We start from the raw sequence: 23510 nt of genomic DNA on the forward strand, positions 1-23510 counted from the left end.
CGCTGTCGAAGAGGGAGCCAGAGGAGTAGCACGAGTAGCCCGATGGCGTTCGTCACGATGCCGACCGATAAGCCTGTGACTCGGGCAAGACCCTCGGCGAGGACGGTCCAGGGTGAGTTTCCCAGGCCGGACAGTACCAGTAGCCCTTCGCCAGTACCGAAGATACAGAGGCCGACGAGAAGCATGGTTACGCGACGCGGGCTTGGTCGCCATCGGCTGAGATCATTAGTTCCGCTGTTTCCGGCGGTCGGATGCACGTCCACTAGATTAGGTCATTCTTTTGGCAACGGACGAGGGACTGATACTCGTTTTGTAGGGCGCGAGTGACGGGGCCTGGGGTGAAGACTCTGTCATCAATCGCCCGCACGGGCTGCACTTCGTACGCGGTACCGGTAAGGAAAATTTCATCGGCACCGCCGATCTCCTCTGGCCAAATCCGGCGCTCGATCACCGAGATCCCCTGCCGTTCTGCAATCTTCATGACGGTAGCGCGGGTGATACCAGCGAGGAAGCAGTCTGCGATGGGTGTGTGTAGAGCACCGCCGCTAACGAGGAAGAGGTTGGCTCCAGTAGCCTCAGCGAGGCGCCCCTGCCAGTCGAGTAGGAGAGCATCGTCGAAGCCACGTTCGGCTACCTCGTGGCGGGCGAGCGTGCCGATAGCGTAATTTGAAGCCGCCTTGGCATGGGTCGGTGCTGTCGCTGGGGCCGGCCGCCGCCAGCTTGACGTGCCTAGTCGAATACCGGCCATCTTGGCTTCATCGCCAAAGACTGAGGGCCAGTCCCAGATGGCGATTGCAGTATGCGAACCTGCGTCGAAGCCTGGGACCTCGATGGAACCTGAGCCCCGCCATGAGATGGGCCGCACATAGCCGTTCATCACACCCATTTTAGAGACAAGCGCAACAGTTGCGTCACACAGCTCGTCGGCCGCAAATGGGACGTCGATACGCAGCGCTGCGGCTGAAGCGAGAAGACGACGGTGATGCTGCTCTAAGGCGAAGGCGGTTCCGTCGTAGACTCGAATTCCTTCAAAGACGGAGCTTGCGTAATGCAGTCCATGTGTCAGGACATGAAAGGTGGCATTGCCCCATTCTGTCAACTTTCCGTCAAGCCAGATGTGGCCCTTGCGGTTAGAGAAGTTCAACGCTACGCTTCCGATCGCATCAATCGATTGAGTGCCGCTACCGCTGAGTGTCATCAAAAGCTAGGAGTTGATCCTCAGCTACTGACCTTCGGGATAGCAGTAGAAGTTGGTCGGCCGAGAAAGCAAATCGGTCTCGATTCTCTCCTTCGCTTAGGTAGCGGCGCACGAAAGACTTTGCTTCCGTCTTGTACATATCTGCGTCGGTGACACGGCCCTCGAGTTCTTCGATCTCGTGGACGTATTCGCGGAGTGCTGCAACTGCGGCTCCACGATCGAAGATCAGGCCCGAGGGGGTCAGCTCGATTCCACCGCGCTCCCGGAACCATGAGTACAAGAATACACCCGTACCGGCATCGAAATTCCGGGTAGCGGCACGTGAGCGCGGATAGCGGATGAGGCGTTCGAGAAGGATCATGTCAATCTGCTCCTCGCGGAAAGGCACACGATCATCATCGACCGCCACGATTACAGTCTTCGCATCTACTTTCGTCTCTTCAAGTAGTCCAACGAACCAGTTGGTTTTCAAAGCTACGTTCTCGTCAAGAGGCCAGCGGCCTTGATGGTGATAGTAGTCATGAAGGTAACCCCACACGGACCGCGCATTGTAGCACCGGTCCGGCTGAAGTCCAGCTGATGCGCTCGGAGCGGTCCCGTTCACTAGAATTCGAGTAGCGGGAGGAATTGCCATTTCCTCGTGTATGCGCCGGAACTTGCTGAAAAAGAATAGTGCGTACGATTGCGAATACACCGGGCGCGAAGATGGCACATTCTCCGGAAAGAAGACGAGGCAGTTGCCGAGTCGAAACCCTGCGCTTCCATGCAGAAGAATGACAGACTGACAGTTGTTCTTTGGGTGTGGATAGAATGCTGCTAGGTCGTCAATCTCACGCGGCTCCTGGCGGCGCACGAGAAAACACTCTAGGCGGCGTCCGACGGGTGGAGCACCGTTGGTGGTCAATGCGCAGCCGAGGAAGAATGCAAGCTGGTCTCGGTCAGGAGGAACGAATGCTTCCCGCGTGGCGCCGAAGTCTGGTGCTGTGTTAAGCCCGGCAGCGATCCAAGTCGCCACATCGGATCGTAGTGCTTCAAGCTGGCGTTCAGACCTGAGGTGCAGGAGAACGTCGCTCGCGCGTTGGACGATAGTGCGTAGGAGATTGGCATCGTCTGAGCAAGCATTCGCTATCGATCCGTCACGTTCCTGTCGCAGTCGGAATCGGTCGACGAGGCCAGTGATCTCATGGACAGCTTCGTATAGCTCAGATTGAGTTCCCGACATCACTTGGCCTCAACGCGGTGAATCGTAAAGATCATAGGCACTGGACCAAAGTCTTCTAGGATTTGGAGTCCGTGTCGCTTCGCTGCGACGATAGTAGTGATGCAGGCATCGGTAGTCCCCTCGGCGCAATCCAGGGCTGCCTGACTGTTGCTCAGCACAATCCGGCGCTCGACGCCGCGAGGGACAAGGCCGGACGGTGCGGGGTGTGTTGCCGCGGTACGTGGCGTTGTGGTCAACCCTGCGTAGACCATGTTGTGTGTCGGCAACAGAAAACTGTCCACCATAGTTAGCCGCTGCAGGTTCGAGAATGTAAGTTTGTGCAGATCAGGATAAACTGCGCATGCGACCAGGGCGTGTTCTCCCGTTTCGGGTACCTGCTCTAGTGCAGTCTCAAGTGACTCGTGAAGCGTCACTCGGCCAACAGTTCCCTGCCGTTGAAACCACGCGTGAGCAGCACTCTCCAGATTCGTTCCCGAGGGGCCCAGCGTATGGAGGTGGCGAATGCCTTCCAGGTCGACGCAAGTCGCTTCTGGAATGACTACAGGATATTTTGCTGAAGACACACGAATCCTCTCGCTGGTGGCAAGTAGACGCAGGGTGCTCGGATCGAGTCGAGGCTTATGGGCTCGTACTCGTCTTTGGGGCCGGCCGACGCTTGTACGGTCGACAGGATCATTGCTGTCCGTGCGGCGGCAAGTCAAGGAACTCTCACGCGCAGGCGAGGTCGAAGTGAAGTTTGTGTGGCCAGTCACACTTAGAGGTCGCGCGGATTGATGGATGATCATGGGCGGCGGTGTGGTCGGCTGTCCCAGCGGTGCGTGGTCCAGGCCTGCCGGATCAGGCTACGGAGTGTGATGATGGTGTCGGCGAGGTCGAAGAACGCGTCGACGACGGTTTCGCGGCGTTCGTAGCAGCGCTGCAGCCGGTTGAAGCTGTTGTGCCAGGCGTTGGTGCGCTCGATGTGCCAGCGTTGGGTGGCCTGGATCGGTGCTTTCTCGCCCTTGCGCGCGATCTCGCTGTGCAGGCCCCGTTCGGTGAGTGTGTCGCGGGTCTTACCGGAGTCATAGCCGGCGTCGAGGTGCACGGTGATGTCGTCGGGCAGCGGGCCGAGAGCGTCGAGGTGGTCGAGAGTGGGGCCCAGTAGCGGGGAGTCGTGGCGGTGTGCCCCGGCCAGGACCCGGCCCAGTGGGATGCCATGGCCCTCGACGAGCACCGATCGCTTCATGCCCCTTGCGCCGGTCGACCGGTGACGGTCCGGCGACCTCACCGCCGCCGGGGGCCTTGGTGATGGCGCCGTCGACGGCAACGTCGTCAAGCAGCAGGCCGACGATGCGGTCGTAGGCGTCCAGGGCGATCCGGCGTAGCTGGGCGAAGACCCCGAGCCGGATCCACTCGTCACGGCGATCGCGGATGGTGGTCGCCGAGCAGGTGCTGTCGGCGATGCCCTGATACGGGCAGCCGAACCGCAGCACCTGCAGGAGCTTGTCGAACACGACCCGATCCGCGATCCGGCGGCGGTGACAGCCCCACGGATGAGTGGGATCGAACTCGACCCGGGGCGGCAGCAGCGCGGCGAACTGGTCCCACAACGGCTCGGTCAACCATGATGGCAGGGCGGGCACGCGGCCTCCAGACGATCACGAAGAGTCAACAACTTCATGATCGACAGGCCCGTGCCCGCCCCTCACCATCGACACCCGGCCGCGACCCAGCTGTGATCAATCCGCGCGACCTCTTAGAGGCCGCGCGGATTGATCACACCTCGGCCGTGGTTGGGTGTCTGAGGCGAGGGCGGGCACGGGCCTGTCGATCATGAAGTTGTTGACTCTTCGCAGACCATGGTCGACCACTGTTCCATACGGCACTCAGGACCCATCAGGTTCCGGGTCGGCCCACGGCTGCGATCGCTGTGGCTTGCGAGGCCCAGCAGGGCTTGCGGCGAGCCCGGTCCACGACCCGGTCCACGAACTGCACAGCCCTACTGCCGCTGATGCTCATCCCGTCACCCAGAGAGCACGCTCGCACCTGGGAATCCAGCCCTACGGGTGCGGACGCGCCAACTACGGATCAGAAGGTTAGGGGTTCGAATCCCTTCGGGCGCACACGACACGACAGGCTCCACCGGACTCCCGGTGGGGCCTGTTCGCTGTTCGGGCCACTCGACCGGCAGGGACCTCTCGACGGTGTGGGGTCAGCCGGGGACGGGACGCAGACGCGGCCGGGGCCGCGCCCCGGGGATCGGGTGCGGGGCGCGGCCGGGTACGACGGTGTTGCGCACGGTGCGGAGGCCGTCGACGGTCATCTCGACGACGTCGCCGGGGACCAGCGCGGGGAGGTCGGTACGGCCCCGCCGTGGTGCAGCGGCACCTCGCCCGTGCGCTCGCCACCAACGGGGCACTGCGCGTGCTGGCGTGTCCGTGGAACGTCGTCCCCATCGCCGAGACCCTGTGGTGGCACCCGGTGCACACCTACGGCCACGACGACGTCTGGTTCCGGGAGCTCCTCGGCGAGGCGGCGGGGGAGCTCACCGGAGACCCGGGTCCCCCCGGACTGCGGACGTCGGCCCCGGCCACGTCGTGACCGGGGCCGCGGCGTCGTGCCGGCGGGAGCCGGGCCGTGATCCGGAGTTCACCGGCGGAAACACCCATGTGCCCTGGAGCGGTCATGCTTCGGTCACCCCGCGCACCCCCGCCGGGACCTGGGTTCCGATGCGCCACCTCGATAGTGTCCTGGCTCACGGCGGCGACGCCATCGGAGCCGATGCGAGCCGTCGAGGAGGCCCCGAGTGCGCTACTGGACCACTGAGGACCGCCCGGCCGGCGAGCAGTTCAGCTACTGGCGCGAGGTGATCTGCGAGGCGTTCACCCCGCTCGCCGCGGAGCTGCCCGGCGCCCGGCGGACCGGGCGGGCGTACGCACACGAGATCCGCAGCTGGGTGCGTTCCAGCAGGCTGACCGCGACCAACTGCGCCGAGGTGTCGTCGGCGACCCAGCTCATCACCCACGGCCCGGCCGAGGTGCGTCGCACCGTCACCGACCACGTGTTCGTGAACCTGCAGATCAGCGGCCACTGCATCGGCACCCAGGCCGGGCGCCGCTGCGTCGTGGAGCCGGGCGGGTTCGCGTTGTTCGACACCACCCGTGAGTACGGGCTGGAGTTCGTCGCCGACGACCGGTCCCAGGAGTGGCGCTGTGTGTCGTTCCGGGTGCCCCGCGCCCGGCTGCTGCCGCTGGTGGCCGACCTCGACGCCGCCACCGCGACCACCCACGACGGCTCCTCGCCCGGTCTGGCCCGCATCGTCGCCTCCGCCATGCTGTCCACCTGGAACGGCCTCGACGCACTCGACCCGGCCGGCGCGGACGCCGCCGACACCGCGTTCACGACGCTGCTGGCCGCGGCGGCCGGCGGCTCCGACCGGCTGCGCGACACCGGACGCGCGGATCTCGACGCGGGCCTGCGGGCCGCGGTCAACCGCTACCTGGCGGCGCACCTGCGGACCGGCGACACCTCGGCCGCGGCGGTCGCCGCGCGCTTCGGCATCTCGGTCCGCAAGCTGCACCAGCTCTACGAGGGCACCGACCGCAGCTTCTCCCGCACCGTCATGGCCCTGCGCGTCGACGGGTGCACCCGTGAGCTCACCGCACCGACGCGGGCCGGGACCCTCACCGAGCTCGCCGCCCGCTGGGGCTTCGCCGACCTGTCCCACCTCAACCGGGTCTTCCGCGCCCACCACGGCTGCCTGCCGTCGGAGTTCGGCGAGCGCGAACCGGCCGGACCGGACGGACCGTGCACGCCGGTACCGGTCGCCGTGCACACCGGTTCGATCCCGGGGCGGCCTCCGGCGGCCACGATCGCCCGGCGTCCCTGACCCGGGTCGGGTCGGGGCCCGAGCGGAAGGCATCCGACGATGACTCTGGACTTCACCCTCGACGCCGAGCAGCTGGGCCTGCGGGAGCAGGCCCGGCAGTTCGCCGACACCGTCCTCACCGGTGTCGAGGCGGCGATCGCGCCGTTCTCGCAGCCCGCGGAGCGGTTCTACGCCATCGAGCCGTTCTACCGGCAGATGGCCGAGGCCGGGTTCGTGAAGGCGCTGATCCCGGCCGAGTACGGCGGCGGCAAGTTCACCTCGCTGCAGTTCGTGCTCGCCGTCGAGGAGATCGCCCGGGTCGACGTCAACGTCGCCTCCGCGATCCTCGGCACCGGCCTCGGGCTGCACCCGATCGTCCACTTCGGTACCGAGGAGCAGAAGCAGCGGTGGCTGCCCGCGTTCTGCGGGTCCGAGCCCAGGCTCGCCGCGATCGCCTACACCGAGGTCACCGGCGGTGCGAACTACGACTCGCCCGACCCGAAGGTCGGGGTCCAGACCTTCGCCCGGATCGAGGGTGACGAGATCGTCCTCGACGGCGCCAAGCACTACACCACCAACGGCTCCGGCTTCGACGGCCGCGGCGCCGACCTCATCTCGGTCGTCTGTCGTACCGACCCCGCGCTGCCGCCGCAGGAGTCGCTCGCGATCGTCGTCGTCGAGCGGGGCACCCCCGGTGTGGAGATCACCGGCATGCTCGACACCATCGGTCACCGCGCGACCAACTCGCCGCGGGTCGAGTTCCACGACGTCCGGGTCCCGCTGGCGAACATGATCGGCGGCCCCGGCGACGGCATGGAGATGGTGAAGACCGCGTTCACCTGGACCTGTGCGCCGATCGGCGCGGCCTGTGTCGGGCGGATGCGGGCGGCCTTCGACTACGCCTACGAGTTCGCGAAGACCGACAGCCGTTCCGGCCCGCGCCCGGTCATCGAGTACCAGAACGCCGGGTACATGCTCGCCGACATCAAGATCCGCATCGAGGCGACCCGCTACCTGTCGTGGAAGGCGGCCGACCACTTCGACCGCACCGGGGGCAAGGACCGCGAGCTCGCGAACATCACGAAGATCTACGCCTCGGAGCGGTCGGTCGACGTCGTCTACGACGCGATGCGCCTGGTCGGGGTGGACGCCTACACCACCGAGACGCCGATCGCCGGGATCATGCAGGACGTCCTGTGCTTCCCCGTCTACGACGGCGGCAACATGGGCGTCCGCCGCCGGCACCTGCACGAGATGCTGATGGAGCCGAGCTACGACCCGCTGGCGTCGGCGGAGAACCGGCTCGCGACCGGCGCTTGACGGTCCGGGGCCGGCCCGTGGTGGGACGGCCGGCCCCGGTCACGGTGGGGCCGGAACCCGCGTCAGTCCGGCAGTGTCGGGGGAGCGAGCTCGGCGAACCGGTCCCCGGGGCCGGGGTTCTCCGGCGGGGTCGCCCCGCCCAGGTGCGCGACGATCCCCCAGACCGCGTTGAGCGCGGTCTGCACGGCACCCTCCGCCCAGGCCGGGGTCCACGACACGTCGTCGCCCGCCATGAAGATCCCGCGCTCGGCCGCCGGCAGGTCGTCCTGCACGAAGTGGCAGTACATCCGCCGGTTGTAGCGGTAGTGGCCGGGCAGGGCGCCCTTGAACGCACCCAGGCTGTGCGGGTCGGACTCCCAGGTCACCGTGATCGGGTCGCCGATGACGTGCGCTCCGATGTCGACGGACGGGTAGATCCGCCGCAGCGCGCCCAGCGCCAGCTCGACCCGCTTCTCCACCGGGTACGGCAGCATCTTCAGCGAGTCGCTCATCCACGAGTAGGACAGGCAGATCACCCCGGGCCGGCCCGGTCCGTTGTCGAACAGGTAGGTGCTGCGGGTGAGCCGGTCGGTCAGCGTGGTGGACATGACCTCGCGGCCGGTCGACGGGTCGATGTCCCGCCAGAACGGCCGGTCCACCATCACGAACGTCTTGGTCGACTGCATGTAGCGGGTGCGGTCCAGGGCCATCCACACGTCCTGGCCGAACAGCGACTCGTCGGTGTCGATCTGGGTGGACAACAGCCAGCTCTGGCAGGTGGTGAGCACCGCGGACACGTCGCGGGTGCCGCCGTAGACGTCGGTGATGCGGATCGTGTCCGCGTCGAGCCGGTGCAGCCGGGCGACGCCCGGGCGGGTCCCGCCCCCGTGCAGCGACGACAGGCTGGTCCCGGCGGGCCAGTGCACCAGGTCGTCGGGGGTGCGCGTCCACAGTCCCTGCGGCACCTGCTCCACCCCGCCGACGACCAGCTGCTGGTCGTCCTCGCAGCCGGTCAGCACCACCCGCAGGATCTCCAGCATCGAGTTCGGGAAGTCCGAGTCCCAACCACCGGTTCCGAACCCCACCTGGCCGAACGCCTCGCGGTGGGCGAAGGACAGGTCGGAGAACGCCTTCGACGTGGACACGAAGTCGTAGAAGGTGCGGTCGTCCCACACCTCGACGAGCTCCGCCCACAGCGCCCGGATGCGCGCGGTGTCGCGCTCGCGGATCGCCTGCTGCAGGTCGCTGAAGCCCGCGCCCTCCTCCAGCGCGCTCGCCCAGGCGTCGGCGACCTCGGTGAAGAACGGCGGCAGGTCGGCCAGGGTCCGGCCGTAGTACGTCCGCCCGTGCAGGTCGATCACCGTGCTGCCGGCGGCCTCGGTCAGCGGGTTCGGGAACGGCGCGGTCTCCAGCCCGAGCAGGTCCACGTAGTGGTGGAACGCGGTCGAGGAGCGGGGGAAGCGCATCCCGCCCAGCTCGGCGACGATCCCGTCGGCCCCCTCGAAGGGCTGTGAGCGCAGCCGTCCACCCAGGTGCGAGGACTCGTACACGACCGGCCGCAGCCCGATGCGCATCAGCTCGTAGGCGGCGACGAGCCCGGCGATCCCGGCCCCGACGACCACGACCTCGGACCCCAGCCGGTCCGGTGGGACCCGGCCGAGACCGGCTGGGTGGGCCAGCCAGTCGTCGTAGGGGAAGGGGAAGTCCGGGCCGAACGCGGTGAGGGGTGGCTGCTCGGGGCTCATGGGTGGGCTCCTCGGGTCGTGTGCCGGGGGTCACCCGGCCCTACGACCCTAGTCAGGGCCCACCGGGGAATCAGCCCTTTCCGCGTCGCGAGCGCACGGCCCCGGTGACGATCCGCTGGTAGGTGGTCGGCAGCAGCCGCACCATGGAGTCGATGGCCCAGGCGTCCGGTCCGATGAGGACACGGCGCTGGTTGCGCCGAACGCCGTCGAGGATGGTCTTCGCGGCCCGGTCGGGGGTCGTGTTCAGCATCCGCTCGAACTCCGCGGTGGCCGCGGCGGCGGGCTTGCCGGTGGCGGTGGCGACGCTGTCGTCGACCCGGGCGGCCTTCGCGATGTTGGTGCGGATCCCGCCGGGGTGCACGCAGGTCGCCGACACCGGGGAGCCGGTGAGCTCGAGGTCCTGGCGCAGCGACTCGGTGAACCCGCGGACCGCGTACTTGCTGGCGTTGTAGCCGCTCATCAGGGGCTGCGCGGCGACGCCGAAGATGCTGGACAGGTTGACGACGTGCCCCGCCCCGGCGGCCTCCAGGTGCGGCAGGAACGCCTTGGTCCCGTGGACCACGCCCCAGAAGTTGATGTCCATGATCCAGCGGTAGTCCTCGAGGGACAGGCCCCCGACGGTCCCGGACAGCGCGACCCCGGCGTTGTTCACGATCATGTGCACCGCGCCGTGGTCGGCGACGACGACGTCGGCCCAGCCGTAGACGGCCTTCTCGTCGGCGACGTCGAGCTCGGCGATGGTGACCCGCACCTGCGGTCCGGCGAGCGCGGCGGTCTCGGCGAGGCCCGCGGCGTCCCGGTCGGCCAGGGCGAGGTGGCAGCCGTCGCCCGCGAGGCGCAGGGCCAGCGCGCGCCCGATGCCGGACCCGGCTCCGGTGATCGCGGCGGTACGACCGGTGAAGGACTTCATCGTCGAGCTCCCCCTCCTACGGGTGTGCCGGAGACCCTAATCCGACGACGGCCGACTCCTCAGGCCCGGGTGATCGGCACCACCCACCGGTCGATCGAGCCAATGGAACGAGACCGTTCCGTCTGCTAGCGTCGAACGAGACGGAACGGTTCCGTCTCGTTTACCTAGGAGGGTCCGATGAAGTTCCTCTACGACGACGAGTCCTTCTCCTTCGAGGCGCTGCGGGCCGCGGGCTACGCCCCCTACGGCGGCGCCGAGCTGGGGGAGGTCCTGGTCACCTGCCGGGCGATCCCCGAGGGCGACGAGGTGGCGTGGTCGACCCGGTGGGCCGCCACCGCCGCGCGGGTCGAGCGCATCGGACGCGACGCACTGGCCGCGGGGCACCGGGTCAGTGCCCGCGAGGCGCTGCTGCGGGCGTCGAACTACTACCGGACCGCGGACTTCTACCGCCGCGAGGACTCGGCCCGCGACCAGGAGTCCGTCCGGCTGCAGACCGCGTCGCGCCGGACCTTCGCCGACGCCGCCGCGCTGCTCGACACCCCGGCCCGCGCCCTGGAGATCCCCTACGAGGGCACCACGCTGCCCGCGTACCTGTTCACCGTCGACGGCTCGGGCGTCCCGCGCCCGACCGTGATCTACCACGGCGGCTACGACTCCACCCTGGAGGAGGACTACTTCGCCCTCGCCGCCGGGGCGCTGCGGCGCGGCTACAACGTGCTCGCCTTCGACGGCCCCGGCCAGGGCGCGACCGTGCGCGCCGGGCTGCACTTCCGCCCCGACTGGGAGGCCGTGGTCACCCCGGTGGTCGACGTCGCGGTCACCCTGCCCGAGGTCGACACCGGGAAAATCGCCCTGGTCGGCACCAGCCTCGGTGGCTACCTCGCGGCCCGCGCCGCCGCCTTCGAGCACCGCCTCGCCGCCTGCGTGCTCCACGACGGCGTCTGGGACATGTACGAGACCGTGGCAGGCGTGGCCGCCGCCGCAGCGGACGCCGGTGGTATCGAGGCACTCGTGGCCACGAGCACCTCGGCGCGCTGGCTGGTCGACAACGGGCGCTGGACCTACGGGGTGGCGACCTTCGACGACCTGCTCGAGGCCACCAGGGCCTACACCCTCGACGGCGTCGCCGACCGGATCACCTGCCCCACGCTGGTGCTCGAGGCCGAGAACGACCAGTTCTTCCGTGGTCAGCCGCAGCGGGTCCACGACGCGCTGACCTGCCCCAAGGACCTCGTGGTGTTCCCGGAGGACGAGGGCGGCGGCGAACACTGTCACGAGGGCGCCACCCTGCGGTTCCACCAGGTCGCCTTCGACTGGCTCGACGGCGTCCTCGCTGACTAGTCCCATCGGGTGAACCTCGCGGCGCACGACCGGCCTGGGCGCGCCACGACCGAAAACGGTCCGACCGCTCGGAATCTGCACTCTTCGTGACCGAATCATGCCTCCGGGAGGGGCATTCACCTGCGTGTTCGGGTGGCAGCACCCCGGTTGATTTGCAGTGGACGTGACTTCTGTCGCACTGTAAAACAGTCAATGATGACCGTAAGTGAGGCGGATCCGAGGATCCGGGCGGTCGCAACCCGGGCGTCCCCACCTCGTTGCAGGGGAGAGCAACACACCCCGGGGTCGATGGTGACGTCGACACCGCCTCAACGAAGAGGAGGACGGTATGGGCGAGAGCACGAGCCGCGTGGCGTTCATGCGTCGCTGCGACACCGGCGGCCGCTGGCCCGGCCAGGGGCGCCGGATGCCGCGGGCCCAGTCCTCACGCGTCGTGGACCTGCTGTTGGCCGCTCGCCGCCTCCTCGACGACGGTCGCCTCCCGCACCCCGAGCACGTCGTCGACCTGGGGTCGGCCCGCGTGGTGCTGCGGACGGTGTGGGCCGAGGCCATGTCCTCGCTCGGGTCGGGCTCGGTCCCGTCGCCGGACTTGGTGAGCATGCTCGGTGAGGTCAAGGAGCTCGACGAGCAGCTCCTGCTCGACGAGCTCGCCCACTCCGACCGTGCGCTGCAGGGCGTCCGCGCCGCGCTCGCCCAGCTCGGTGAGGCCCGCACCAGCACCACCCTGTTGGACACCGCCGCCTCCACCGCCTGCAGCCTCGGCTTCGACCGCTCGATCATCTCCCGGGTCGCGGACTCGCTGTGGATCCCGGAGCGCGTGCACGTGGAACGCGACCCGGCCTGGGCCGAGGAGATCCTCGCGCTGGGGCGCTGTCACCCGCAGACCCTCGACGGCCGGATCGTCGAGACCGAGATGGTCCGGCGCCGCACCTCGCTGCTGGTCGACGAGGTGCAGGAACGCCCCGGCGTCAACCGGCCGATCGCCGACGCCTCGATGTCGCGCAGCTACTGCGCGGCGCCGATCCTCGTGCACGGTGTCGTCGCCGGGTTCGTCCACGCCGACTGCTACTACCAGCAGCGCAACGTCGACCCGCTCGACCGTCAGCTGCTCACCCTCTACGCGCAGGGACTCGGCCAGGCGCTGACCCGCACGATGGTCCTCGACGAGATGGACCAGATCCGCGCCGACGCCGACCGGCTCGCCCGCCGGATCACCGACGCCCGCGAGGGCGACCTCGGCGACGGCTGGTGGGGCCACGGCGAGAACGGCCGGGTCACCGAGGGGGTCCCGGGCGGACAGACCGGTCCGCAGCGCAGCATCGTCGACGGGTTCCTGCGCTCCGCGCCGGTCGACCCGTCGCTCACCCGCCGCGAGGTCGAGGTCCTGCGGCTGATGGCCACCGGCGACACCAACGCCCGCATCGCCACCCGCCTGGTGATCTCCGAGGGCACGGTGAAGTCGCACGTCAAGCACATCCTGCGCAAGCTCGGCGCTGCGAACCGCGCCGAGGCCGTCTCGCACTGGCTGCGGGCCGAGCACGACCGGGCGGGCCGGATGTCCGCGGGTCCGGCCGGCTACCGGTGACCGCTCGCGCGGGTTCGTCCCGCGGAGCGCTGCCCCCGCCGTTGCGGGACTACCTGGGCCGGCTCGACGCGGCCACCCGCCACCTCACGTTCACCGCCCGCCAGGACCTGCGGTCCCACGTCTGGACCGAGCTGGCGCGCACGGCGGGTCCCGCGCCGGCCGAGGAGCAGCTCGTCCGCGCCCTGGAACGCCTCGGCCCGCCCGAGGCCCTCGTGCCCTCCCCCGTGGGGGGTGCCCCGCGTGCCCCCCGCGACCCCGCGGTCGTGCACCTGCTCGGCTGTTCCCTGCTGACCGTGGGGGTGACCGGGCTGATCGGGCTGGTCCGGGTCTGGCGTTCGCCGACCTGGCCGGTCCGCGACGCGCTGACCGCCACCGTCCTGGTGGTGGCCGGTGCCGCTGCACTTCCCCTGGTGACCGCGATCCACCCGGTCGCCGGAGCACTGCTCGGCGGCCTCGGAGCGGGAGCCCCGGCGGCCGCGCTCGTCCTCGGTGCGGTGCTGCTGATCCAGCGCCGGGCCCAGCGCAGGGAACTCCGTACGGAGCACGCCGCGGAGCCGGTCGCCCGTACCACCGATACCCCCCAGGGGGAGGGTGATCCGCCCCCCACGGGAGGTGTGACCCCCGCCTCCGCGGAGCGAGACTTCAGCTCGGTGGACCCGGACTGTTCCGGCCCCGCACTCGAAGGAGAGTTATGACCACGCCTGGGACCCTCACCCAGACGCCCGACGAGACCGTCGAGGTACCGCGCAGGACGGCGGGTTCCGGCGGGGCGGGCGTGCTGCGTCAGGTCGCCGACCCGTTCGTCACCGCGGGCGAGATGTGGCAGCTGATGGTCAAGGTGTTCGTCCTTGCCGTCCGCAAGCCGGTCGGCTTCTGGGCCGACACCCGCGACCAGTGCTTCGACATCCTCAAGCTCACCTGGCTCCCGATGTCCCTCGCGGCGTTCGGGTTCGGGTTCGGTGCGCCGGGGCTCACCGGCGGCGCCATCTTCTACACCTTCGGCATCCCGTACCGGCTCGGAGCGTTCTTCGAGTTCGCGTCGGTCCGCGAGTTCGCCCCGTTCATCAACGGGATGGTCGTCGCCGGTGTCGTCGGAACGGCCATCACGGCCGACCTCGGAGCCCGCCGCATCCGCGACGAGATCGACGCCATGGAGGTCCTCGGCGTCGACCCGATGCGGACGCTGGTGCTGCCGCGGGTCCTGGCCTGCACGATCATGACCGCCGTCCTGGACATCCTGGCGCTGGTCGTCGGTCTGGTCAGCGGCTACGTCGCGGCGGGTCCGATCTTCGACGCCAGCTACGCGGGCTACTACGGCTCCCTGTTCGACCTGCTCAACACGGTCGACCTCTGGGGCAGCGTCGTGAAGTGCGCGATCTACGGGCTGATCATCGGCGTCGTCTGCTGCTACGTCGGGCTCAACGCCAAGGGCGGTCCGATCGGTGTGGGGAAAGCGGTCAACCAGGCCGTCGTCATCTCCTTCGCCGGCATCTGGGTCATCAACTTCGTGTTCACGCTGACCATGCTCGGCCTGAACCCGCAGATGAGCGTCTACAAGTAAGGGAGGTGTCACGGACATGACGCAGCTCGACGACCGGGGGCCGCAGGGCGACCCCGACCGCACCGAACTCCGGGCACCCGAGAAGCAGGGCGTGGACGTCAGCTTCTCCTCGATCACCGGGAAGCTGAAGACCGGCCTCACCGAGGCCGGCGACATCGGCCGGTTCACCGCCGACGTCGTCCGGGACTTCCCGGACATGTTCCGCCGCTACGTGCCCGAGGTGTTCCGCCAGGCGGGCATCCTGATCTTCAGCTCCGCTCTGATCATCTGGTTCATGATGTTCATCATGGGCGGGCAGTGCGGCCTGGAGGCCAGCTACACGCTCAAGCAGATCGGCGCCCCGCTGTACTCCGCGGTGTTCGACGCCTACTGCGGCCTGCGCGAGCTCTCGGTCTACATGTGGGGCTGGATCCTCGCGGCGAAGGTCGGCTGCGGCTACGTGGCCGAGATCGGCTCCATGCGGATCTCCGACGAGATCGACGCCATGGAGGTCATGGGCATCAAGTCGAAGTCGTTCCTGGTCGGTACCCGGATCGCGGCCACCGTGATCGCCGTGCCGTTCATGTACTTCGTCGGACTGGCCATCCTCTACGTGGCGATGTACCTGGTCACGGTGGTGAACCTCGGCGGTGTCTCACCGGGTGGGTTCCTCTACCTGTTCTGGCTGTACCAGAGCCCGTACGACATGTTCGCGGTGATGGTCAAGATCATGACCGAGTCCATCGTGATCGTCGGCGTGGGCCTCTACTACGGCTACAACGCCAGCGGCGGGCCGGTCGGCGTCGGCCGTGCCACCGCGAAGTCGATGATCATCAACCTGGTGCTGATCTCGGTCATCGGGACCATCGGCACGCTGGCCTTCTGGGGGCTCGAGACGAACTCTCCGATCGCCAACTGACCTCTCCGGGGTCGTGCCGCTCATCCCCGGCGGCCGGCCCCGGAGTTCCCCGGCCCGCCCCGACAACCCCCGAACCCCGACGACAGCCCCCCGCCACGGTCCCGGCCCTCCCCAGCCGGCCACGGTCCGGACGTCGCTCCCCGCCGCCCGGTCCGCCGCACCGCGCCCGCTCCCCGGGACCGAGGTGCCCGCTCGCAGTCCCGCCGGACGCGTCCCCCGCGTCCACGGTCCCCGGAAGCCTCCGGGGCCGCTCCCCTCAGCACGTGATCCGCGTGCCGGTTCCCCCGCGCCGGCACGCGCCAGGTCGTCCAGGAGGATCAGTGACCTCGCCGAACCAGCCCCGGCACACCGGACCGGACTCCGAGTACCCCACCCAGCAGATTCCACCCGTCCACGACGGGGGGACCCAGGCCGCGGCCACCCGCGGACCCGGCTGGTCGACCGAGACCCGGGAGTTCCGGTACGGAACGGACCCGATCCTGCAGGTCGAGGGCCTCGCGAAGTCGTTCGGCAGCACCCAGATCCTGAAGAACATCAACTTCAACTTCCAGCACGACGCCATCACCACCGTGCTGGGCCCGTCGGGCACCGGGAAGTCGGTGCTCATCAAGCACCTGGTCGGGCTGCTCGCCCCGGACCGCGGCGCGGTCTACGTCGGCGGTGTCGACATCTGGTCGATGAGCGAGAACGAGCGCTACGACATGCGGACCCGGTTCGGCGTCTGCTGGCAGGACGGCGCGCTGTTCGGCTCCATGAACCTCTACGACAACGTCGCCTTCCCGCTCCGCAAGCACACGCGGATGTCGGAGAAGGAGGTCGAGAAGACGGTCATGACCGCACTCGACGAGGTCGGTCTGGCCAAGGCCGCGCACAAGGCGCCCAACGAGGTCTCCGGCGGCATGAAGAAGCGCGCCGGCTTCGCCCGCGCGCTGGTGATGAACCCCGACATCGTGCTGTTCGACGAGCCGGACTCCGGTCTCGACCCGGTCCGCACCTCGCTGCTCTGCGACATCATCATGGACGTCCACAACCAGCACGGCGGCACGTACCTGCTGGTCACGCACGACATCAAGACCGCCCGCAAGGTCAGCGACTACGTCGGCCTGATCTGGAAGGGCGAGGTCGTCCACTACGGACCGGCGCACGAGGCCTTCGAGCACCAGGACCCGTTCGTCAAGCAGTTCCTCGCGGGACAGTCCGCCGGCCCGCTCGGGATGGACTGAGCGATGAGCGGACTCCTCGGCAAGATCGCCGCCGGTCTGGTGGCGCTGCTCGTGGTCGGCGGTGTGTTCGTCGCCGTCGGCGGGACGCAGCCGTACACGGTCAGCGCGGTCCTGCCCGCCGGCAACCCCAACCTCATCCCCGGCGCACCGATCTACATCGACGGCTTCCAGGCGGGCGAGATCCGGTCCGTGCGGCCCGAGGAGGGCCACGCGGTCGTCGACTTCACCGTCGACGACGGACTGGCCCCGCTGCACGCCGGCGCGTTCGTCCACGTGCAGTGGAAGGCCGTCGTCGGTGAGCGCCTGCTGTTCGTGCAGGACGGTCCCAAGGACTACGCCGAGATCCCGAGCGGCGGCATGGTGCAGGGCGACTTCCCGAAGCCGACCGAGGTCGCGGACGTGCTCGCCGCCCTCGACGAGCCCACCCGGGCGCGGCTGACCAGCCTGGTCGGCACCCTGCAGAACACGGTCACCGGGCACGAGCAGGACCTCAACGCCACCGTCGACACCGCCGGACCGGCGCTCGCCGCGGTCGGCAACGTGCTGCGCGGCATCGGCACCGACGGTCCGGCGATCTCCAAGCTGGTCACCGACCTCAACGGCACGGTGGACACCCTGGCCAGGCGCCAGCAGGACCTCGGCTCGGTGGTCGACGAGCTGGGCACCAGCGCCCGGGCGACGGCCGCCCAGCGCGAGCAGCTCCGCTCCGCGCTGGCCAAGCTGCCCCCGACGCTGCGCACCGCCCAGGGCACGCTGAACAAGGTCCCCGGCGTCACCGACGAGGCCCTGCCGCTGCTGGAGGACCTGCGCCCGGCGACCGAGAAGCTGCCCGGCGTGTCCGAGCAGCTCGCCCCGCTGCTGCAGGACCTGCGGCCACTGGTCGCCGACCTCAAGCCCACGCTCGAGGCGGCCTCGGCGCTGCTCGACCGCACCCCCGGCCTCCTCGACTCGTCGAACCGGGCGCTGCCGGGCCTCGCCGAGACCGCGGGCGGCTACGCGCCGGTGCTCGAGGCGCTGCGCCCCTACACCCCCGACGTCGTCGGATTCCTCTCCACCTGGGGATCCGCCGCGCAGAACTTCGACTCGAACGGCCGTTACATGCGGATCTTCGCGCAGGCCGGCCCCGCCACGCCGGTCGTCTACCCGCCGGGCGTGACGCCGCCGGGGATCGTCCCGAACCTGAACCCGGCCCCTGGCTCCGCCGACCAGACCTCGGGCAACGGGGAGCAGGGGCCCGGCGCCCCGCTGCTGCCGCAGCTCGGCGACGCCAGCGGGGAGGGTCCGCGATGAGCCTCGGAGTCTCCCGCTGGCGGGTCCTCGCCGTCGGCCTGGTCGCGCTGCTCGCGGGCACCGGTGCCGCCGCCGGCCTCTCCAACGCCGAGTCCGGCCGGATCCTGATCGCGGAGTTCGCCGACGTCAGCCCGATCCTCGCCGGCCAGCAGGTCAAGATCAACGGCGTCACGGTCGGGGAGGTCGGGCAGCTCCAGTTCGACCCGCAGCGCAAGGTCGCCGAGGTCCCGCTGCGCGTCGACACCCGCGCCCTGCCGATCCACGCCGACGCGAAGGTGACCGTCGCCCCGGTGTCGCTGCTCGGGGAGCGCTTCCTCAACCTGAACACCGGCACCCCGGGCTCGCCCGAGCTGCCCATGAACCAGCCCATCGGGGTGGAGCGGACCGGCCAGGAGGCCGACCTGCAGAACATCCTCGACACCTTGGACGACCCGACGGCGGGCGCGCTCGCCGCACTGGTCACCACGCTGGGCCAGGGCACCGCGAACAACGGCGAGAACATCCAGAAGACCCTCGCCGCGCTCGCCCCGGCCATGAAGGACACCCACCAGCTCGTCGGCGTCCTGTCCGACCAGAACGAGCTGCTCGGCCGGGTCATCGACCAGGTCGAGCCGGTCACCGGCGCACTCGCCGTCGACCAGGGCAGGCGGCTCGACGGCCTGGTCGCCTCGACCACGTCGCTGCTCGACACCACCGCCGCCCGCGACGCGCAGCTGCGCGGCACCCTGCAGGAGCTCCCCGGCACCCTGGCCGCGGCCCGCGCCACCCTCGGCGAGCTCGCCGGCACGGCGCAGTCCACCGCGGTCACCCTGGGCAACCTGCGGCCGACCACCGACAACCTGGTGGACATCAGCCGTGAGCTGCAGCGCTTCGCCGACTCGGCCGACCCGGCGCTGGCCTCGGCCGACCCGGTCCTGGACCGGGCGAGCGAGCTGCTCGACCAGGCCCGGCCGGTCGCCGCGGAGCTCCGGGCCGCGGGCCCGGACCTGCAGCGCACGGTCACCGGTGCCGAGCCGATCGTCCGGGAGCTCAACGGGAACCTCGGCAACGTGCTCGGCTTCATCCGGAACTGGGCGCTGACCACCAACCAGAAGGACGGGCTGTCCCACTACTTCCGGGCCAGCTACGTGCTCAACGGTGACCCGGTCACCGGATTCCTGCCGGGCGGCGTGCCGGACTCCGCACCCGCGCCCGGACCGGACGCCAGCCCGAACCCGCAGGTGAACGAGCCCGCCCCGTCCCAGCCGGGGCCGGGGACCGCGGCCCAGCCGGGCCAGGACTCCAACACCCTGCTGCAGAGCCAGCCCACCCCCGAGAGCAGCGCCACCGGGCTCAGCCCGGAGCAGGAGCAGGGCGCGCTCGGAACCCTGCTGGGAGGCCAGTAATGGCGAGTGCCAAGCCCAAGCGCGGCGCGCGCTTCCGATCCGGTGTGATCGGCCTGCTGATGTTCGTCGCGGCGGGGTTCTTCCTCTACGTCGCGCTGACCGCCCAGAAGGGTCTGCCCTTCGCCCAGCACGAGTTCCGCACCGCGGCCGTCTCGGACACCGGTGACCTCGCCGTCGGCAACGACGTCCGGGTCGGCCAGGTCCGCGTCGGACGCGTCGACGACATCACCCTCGCCGACGGCGTCCCGCAGGTCCGGATGCAGCTCGACGACGCCGCCACGAAGGTCTTCAAGGACGGCTCGGCCGCGGTGACCGGCCGGTCCGGTCTCGGTCAGCAGTACCTGGACCTCGACATCGGCACCGAGCAGGCCGGCGTCCTCGGCGAGGACGACGTGCTCCCGGTCCAGCGCTCCCGCGGCGCGGTGCAGCTGCTGGACCTGGCCAAGGTCTTCGACCCGGCCACCCAGGACTCCACCCGCTCCGCGTTGCAGCAGCTCGGCAACGGTGCGGCCGGACACGGCCAGGACCTGGCGGACGTGGCGAAGGCCGGCCCGCAGATCCTGCCCTCGCTCGGCACGACCGCCCGGTCGCTGTCGGTCGACGGCGGCCGCGACCTGACCGGGATGCTGCAGTCGCTGGAGAGCCTGTCCTCGCGCTTCGCCGGCCGGGAGCAGGAGATCTCCTCGCTGGTCGGGCAGCTCGACACCACGTTCGCGGCGATCGACGCGGACAAGGGCACGGCGCTGGGGGACACCCTCGACATCGCCCCCGAGGCGCTGCCGGCCGCCCGCAAGGCCCTGGAGGACCTGCAGCAGCCGCTGGCGTCGACGAACTCGGCGATGACGCAGCTGCAGACCGGGTCCCGCTCGCTCGGCGACGCCACCCCGGACCTGCGGGGCGTGCTGGTCGAGGCCCCGCAGCCGCTGGACAAGCTGCCCGGCGTCTCCGACTCGGCCGAGCCCGCGCTCGGCTCGCTGACCCCCGCCGTCGCCGATGCGCGCCCCGTCGCGCCGAAGGTGACCCAGGGAGTCGGCTTCGCGAACACCCCGCTGCAGGTCCTGGCGCCCTACGCGCCGGAGATCGCGCAGTGGTTCACCAGCGCCTCGTCCGGCCTGTCCGACGGCGATGCCGCGGGCCACCACCTGCGGTTCACCCTGATGGTCCGGCCGGAGTCCTTCGTCGGAGCGGCGGGTCTGCCCGACCCCACCGCGGCGAGCAACCCGTACCCGGCCCCCGGCCAGGCACCGAACGACGCATCGCTGGGCCTGCTGCCCGCCCCGGGCCCGTCCAACCGGACGCCCCAGGAGCAGCCCGGCCAGGGCGACAGCGCCGCCGGCGGCGGCCTTCTGGGAGGTAACCGATGACCGCCCCCGCACAGGGCACCGGCACGCCACGGCTGCGCCGCCGGCTCCCGCTCTGGGTGGCCGCTCTCGCGGTCATCGGGATCATGCTGCTGTCGCTGGTCCTGGGCCTGCTCAAGCCGCAGGTCACGACGCTGCTCATGAAGCTGACCGGCGCCTCGACCCGGACCGTGCACTTCACCGCGAACCAGTTCCTCTTCGAGGACGTCTCGAAGGTGAAGGTCGCCGGTGTCGACTCCGGTGTCGTGAGCTCGGTCGACCCGGCGCCCGACGGCGGCGCGATCGTGACCGTCGTCGTCGACCCGGAGGTCGTGGACACCGTCGGCGACCAGCCGTCGGCACGGCTGCGGCCCACCACCCTGCTGTCCGGCCTGTTCTACATCGACCTCGTCCCGGGCGGTGACCGCTCCGCGGAGTGGACCGAGCAGATCCCGGTGGACCGCACCCGGCTCCCCACCGAGGTCGACGACGTCGCCGAGCGTCTCCAGCCCGACGCCCTCGAGGGCGCGAAGGCCGCGGTCACCCAGTTCGACGAGACCCTCGGCAACGCCGGCGGCAACGAGGCGCTCCACGAGCTCCTCGCCACGGCGCCGGGGACCCTCGGTCCGGCCGCCGGGGTCGTCGAGTCGCTGCGCGGCACCCAGCCGGAGAAGGACCTGACCGAGGTCGTGCGGGGTCTGCAGCGCACCACCGGCACGCTGAACCGCGAGCCGGGGCAGCTGGACGGCATCGTCGCGAACCTGCAGGACACCACGCAGGTCCTGGCCGAGACCTCCGGTCCGGTCGCCGACGCGGTCTCCAGGCTGCCCGGCGTCCTCGACACCACCGACGCCGGCCTGAAGCGGCTGAACGTGTCGCTGGACAAGCTGCGCGACACCGCGGGCCCGGCCCGGCCCACCGTCCAGGAGCTGGACGAGCTCCTGGGCCGTGCCGAGCCGGTGCTGGCCGACGCCCGCCCGCTGGTGTCCGACCTGCGCGCGGCGCTGGTCGACGCCCGCCCGCTGGTCGAGGGCCTGGTCCCGGCGAGCGAGGGCGCGACGCGGGTCCTCGACGACCTGCCGGCGCCGCTCGAGCGACTGGGCGAACCGGTCCTCGACTCGCTGAACACCCCGTTCGTCGGCGAGGGCCCGTACTCCGCGGTCGACAGCCGCGGTGTCCCCCTCAAGGACGAGGTCGGTCACATGTTCTCGAACCTCAGCAGGACCGGCGCCTACGTCGACCCCAACGGGCACGCGGTGTCCTTCCACCCCGGTCCCGGCCTCGGCACCGTGCCCGGCCTGGGCTCGGTGAGCCTGGAGAACATGTTCCAGCAGATCTTCCACGGGACGGGTGGTCGGTGATGGCGGCAACTCCCACACCTGCACCGGAGGCCCCCCGCGGGTTCCGGGCCAGGTTCCGGTCCGGACTGGACCGCGTCCGCAACGAGCCCGGTCTGGGCCGGAACGTGATCGCCCTCGGCGTCGTGATGGTGCTCGGCCTGGTCTGCGGGGGCTACATCCTGTCCCAGCAGCGGTTCGTGCCGCCGTGGGCGAACGAGCGGATGGTCTACGCGACCTTCTCCGAGACCCCGGCGCTGGCCCCCGGCCGCGGCCAGGAGGTCCGGATGTCCGGCGTCCCGGTCGGCGACATCCGCTCCTCCGAGCTCACGCCGGAGGGCACCGCCCGGGTGCTCCTGGCGATCGACGGCAACGACTACGACGGCCCCGTCTACGACAACGCCACCGTGGTCCTGCGGCCGAAGAGCCCGCTCAACGAGATGTACATCGAGATGGACCCCGGCACCCCCGCCGGCAAGGTCCTCGACGACTACGGCGTGCTCCCCGTCGCCAACGCCAAGCCGCCGGTGCAGATCGACGCGGCACTGGCCCACCTGGACCAGAACGCGCTCGCCGCGGTGCAGTCGCTGCTGGAGGCGTCCGACGTCGCCCTCGCGACGGCGCCCCAGGACCTCCCGCAGGGCGTGCGTGCCACCACCGAGGTGGTCGACCGGCTCAAGCCGGTCGTCGACCAGCTCGACCGGCGCCGCGACAACCTGGCCCGCCTGGTCACCTCGATCGGCCAACTCTCCACCGCCGTCGGCGGCGACGAGAAGCGGCTCACCGCCCTGGCGAACTCGCTGTCGACCACGCTGAGGACGGTGTCCGCGCAGAGCCAGGCCCTGCGTGACTCGCTGAACCAGCTGCCCGGCGTCGTCGACAACCTCGGTGCGGCCACCGGCAACGTCGCGCAGCTCTCCGACCAGCTCGACCCGACCCTGGACAACGTCCGGGCCGCCTCGGAGCAGCTGCCCGGCGCGCTGGACCGGCTGACCGACACCGTCGACACGCTCCACACCACCGTGGACAAGGCCCGGCCGGTCGCCAAGAAGCTCATGCCGGTCGCGGCGGACCTGCGCCCGTTCGTGAACGACCTGAACGGGACGCTGCCCGCGCTGAAGGAGATCTCCGGCCGGCTCGACCCGGTCACCGCCGGCCTCCAGCAGTACCTGCCGGACCTGAACGCCTTCGTCTACCAGACGTCGTCGGTGACCAGCCTGCGCGACGCCAACGGCGGCATCCTGCGCGGTCTGCTCCAGTTCGGCCCGACCACCATCCCGGCGCCCGGCGCCGACGAGCTCTCCCAGACGCCCCGGTAAGGAGGTGACC

General features: G+C 70.0%; 18 protein-coding genes and 1 pseudogene. 14 read left to right on the forward strand and 5 right to left on the reverse strand.

Annotated features, from left to right (window positions below; all coding sequences use genetic code 11):
* Window positions 1-262 precede the first annotated feature (262 nt).
* From Ae717Ps2_RS28110 to Ae717Ps2_RS28125, 3 genes and pseudogenes are all read right to left on the reverse strand, one after another.
* A complete protein-coding gene (locus Ae717Ps2_RS28110; protein WP_075309020.1) occupies window positions 263-1198 on the reverse strand; it encodes a branched-chain amino acid transaminase in 936 nt (311 codons plus the stop codon).
* Complete coding sequence (locus Ae717Ps2_RS28115) at window positions 1182-2420, reverse strand: DUF6421 family protein (RefSeq protein ID WP_075334397.1); 1239 nt, start codon at window positions 2418-2420, stop codon at window positions 1182-1184. Before Ae717Ps2_RS28115 ends, Ae717Ps2_RS28110 begins: the two co-directional genes overlap by 17 nt.
* A gap of 781 nt (window positions 2421-3201) precedes the next feature.
* A pseudogene (locus tag Ae717Ps2_RS28125) lies at window positions 3202-4042 on the reverse strand (IS5 family transposase).
* 730 nt (window positions 4043-4772) lie between these two features.
* On the opposite strand from Ae717Ps2_RS28125, the gene Ae717Ps2_RS28130 reads away from it, so the two are divergent.
* From Ae717Ps2_RS28130 to Ae717Ps2_RS28140, 3 genes are all read left to right on the forward strand, one after another.
* Window positions 4773-5000 carry a hypothetical protein gene (locus Ae717Ps2_RS28130; RefSeq protein WP_075309016.1) on the forward strand — a complete coding sequence of 76 codons (228 nt, stop codon included), beginning with the start codon at window positions 4773-4775 and terminating at the stop codon, window positions 4998-5000.
* Between the two features lie 205 nt (window positions 5001-5205).
* Window positions 5206-6288, forward strand: coding sequence for a helix-turn-helix domain-containing protein (locus Ae717Ps2_RS28135; RefSeq protein WP_075309014.1), 1083 nt, complete (start codon window positions 5206-5208; stop codon window positions 6286-6288).
* Between the two features lie 39 nt (window positions 6289-6327).
* Complete coding sequence (locus Ae717Ps2_RS28140) at window positions 6328-7587, forward strand: acyl-CoA dehydrogenase family protein (protein ID WP_075309012.1); 1260 nt, start codon at window positions 6328-6330, stop codon at window positions 7585-7587.
* Between the two features lie 62 nt (window positions 7588-7649).
* On the opposite strand, the gene Ae717Ps2_RS28145 is transcribed toward Ae717Ps2_RS28140, so the two are convergent.
* Entirely contained in the window at window positions 7650-9311 is a 1662-nt protein-coding gene (locus Ae717Ps2_RS28145; RefSeq protein ID WP_075309010.1) for an NAD(P)/FAD-dependent oxidoreductase, read from the reverse strand.
* A 70-nt stretch (window positions 9312-9381) separates the two neighbouring features.
* Window positions 9382-10221 (reverse strand): SDR family oxidoreductase, encoded by an 840-nt coding sequence (locus Ae717Ps2_RS28150; RefSeq protein ID WP_075309008.1) that lies wholly within the window; start codon window positions 10219-10221, stop codon window positions 9382-9384.
* 177 nt (window positions 10222-10398) lie between these two features.
* On the opposite strand from Ae717Ps2_RS28150, the gene Ae717Ps2_RS28155 reads away from it, so the two are divergent.
* The 11 genes from Ae717Ps2_RS28155 to Ae717Ps2_RS28205 all read left to right on the forward strand — a co-directional run bounded on the left by Ae717Ps2_RS28155 (window position 10399) and on the right by Ae717Ps2_RS28205 (window position 23500).
* Window positions 10399-11562: a S9 family peptidase gene (locus tag Ae717Ps2_RS28155; RefSeq protein WP_075334074.1), complete on the forward strand. Its 1164-nt coding sequence runs from the start codon at window positions 10399-10401 to the stop codon at window positions 11560-11562.
* A 328-nt stretch (window positions 11563-11890) separates the two neighbouring features.
* Window positions 11891-13147: a LuxR C-terminal-related transcriptional regulator gene (locus Ae717Ps2_RS39430; protein ID WP_083695459.1), complete on the forward strand. Its 1257-nt coding sequence runs from the start codon at window positions 11891-11893 to the stop codon at window positions 13145-13147.
* Window positions 13144-13842, forward strand: a complete 699-nt coding sequence (locus tag Ae717Ps2_RS28165) for a hypothetical protein (protein ID WP_075550154.1) — start codon at window positions 13144-13146, stop codon at window positions 13840-13842. The genes Ae717Ps2_RS39430 and Ae717Ps2_RS28165 overlap by 4 nt, the downstream gene beginning before the upstream one ends.
* On the forward strand, window positions 13839-14708 hold the full coding sequence (locus Ae717Ps2_RS28170) for an ABC transporter permease (RefSeq protein WP_020623112.1): 870 nt from the start codon (window positions 13839-13841) through the stop codon (window positions 14706-14708). Before Ae717Ps2_RS28165 ends, Ae717Ps2_RS28170 begins: the two co-directional genes overlap by 4 nt.
* 16 nt (window positions 14709-14724) lie before the next feature.
* Complete coding sequence (locus tag Ae717Ps2_RS28175) at window positions 14725-15606, forward strand: ABC transporter permease (protein ID WP_020623113.1); 882 nt, start codon at window positions 14725-14727, stop codon at window positions 15604-15606.
* A 320-nt stretch (window positions 15607-15926) separates the two neighbouring features.
* Window positions 15927-16829: an ABC transporter ATP-binding protein gene (locus tag Ae717Ps2_RS28180; protein ID WP_369804862.1), complete on the forward strand. Its 903-nt coding sequence runs from the start codon at window positions 15927-15929 to the stop codon at window positions 16827-16829.
* 3 nt (window positions 16830-16832) lie between these two features.
* The gene (locus tag Ae717Ps2_RS28185; protein WP_075334075.1) at window positions 16833-18119 is read left to right on the forward strand and encodes an MlaD family protein; all 1287 of its coding nucleotides are present in this window, start codon (window positions 16833-16835) and stop codon (window positions 18117-18119) included.
* A complete protein-coding gene (locus Ae717Ps2_RS28190) occupies window positions 18116-19504 on the forward strand; it encodes an MlaD family protein (RefSeq protein ID WP_075334076.1) in 1389 nt (462 codons plus the stop codon). Before Ae717Ps2_RS28185 ends, Ae717Ps2_RS28190 begins: the two co-directional genes overlap by 4 nt.
* The gene (locus Ae717Ps2_RS28195; protein WP_083695460.1) at window positions 19504-20868 is read left to right on the forward strand and encodes an MlaD family protein; all 1365 of its coding nucleotides are present in this window, start codon (window positions 19504-19506) and stop codon (window positions 20866-20868) included. Before Ae717Ps2_RS28190 ends, Ae717Ps2_RS28195 begins: the two co-directional genes overlap by 1 nt.
* Window positions 20865-22205 carry an MlaD family protein gene (locus Ae717Ps2_RS28200; protein ID WP_075334077.1) on the forward strand — a complete coding sequence of 447 codons (1341 nt, stop codon included), beginning with the start codon at window positions 20865-20867 and terminating at the stop codon, window positions 22203-22205. Before Ae717Ps2_RS28195 ends, Ae717Ps2_RS28200 begins: the two co-directional genes overlap by 4 nt.
* Window positions 22205-23500, forward strand: a complete 1296-nt coding sequence (locus Ae717Ps2_RS28205) for an MlaD family protein (protein WP_083702601.1) — start codon at window positions 22205-22207, stop codon at window positions 23498-23500. The genes Ae717Ps2_RS28200 and Ae717Ps2_RS28205 overlap by 1 nt, the downstream gene beginning before the upstream one ends.
* The last annotated feature ends 10 nt before the right edge of the window (window positions 23501-23510 follow it).

Source organism: Pseudonocardia sp. Ae717_Ps2, from assembly GCF_001932475.1.
Classification (GTDB): Bacteria; Actinomycetota; Actinomycetes; order Mycobacteriales; family Pseudonocardiaceae; genus Pseudonocardia.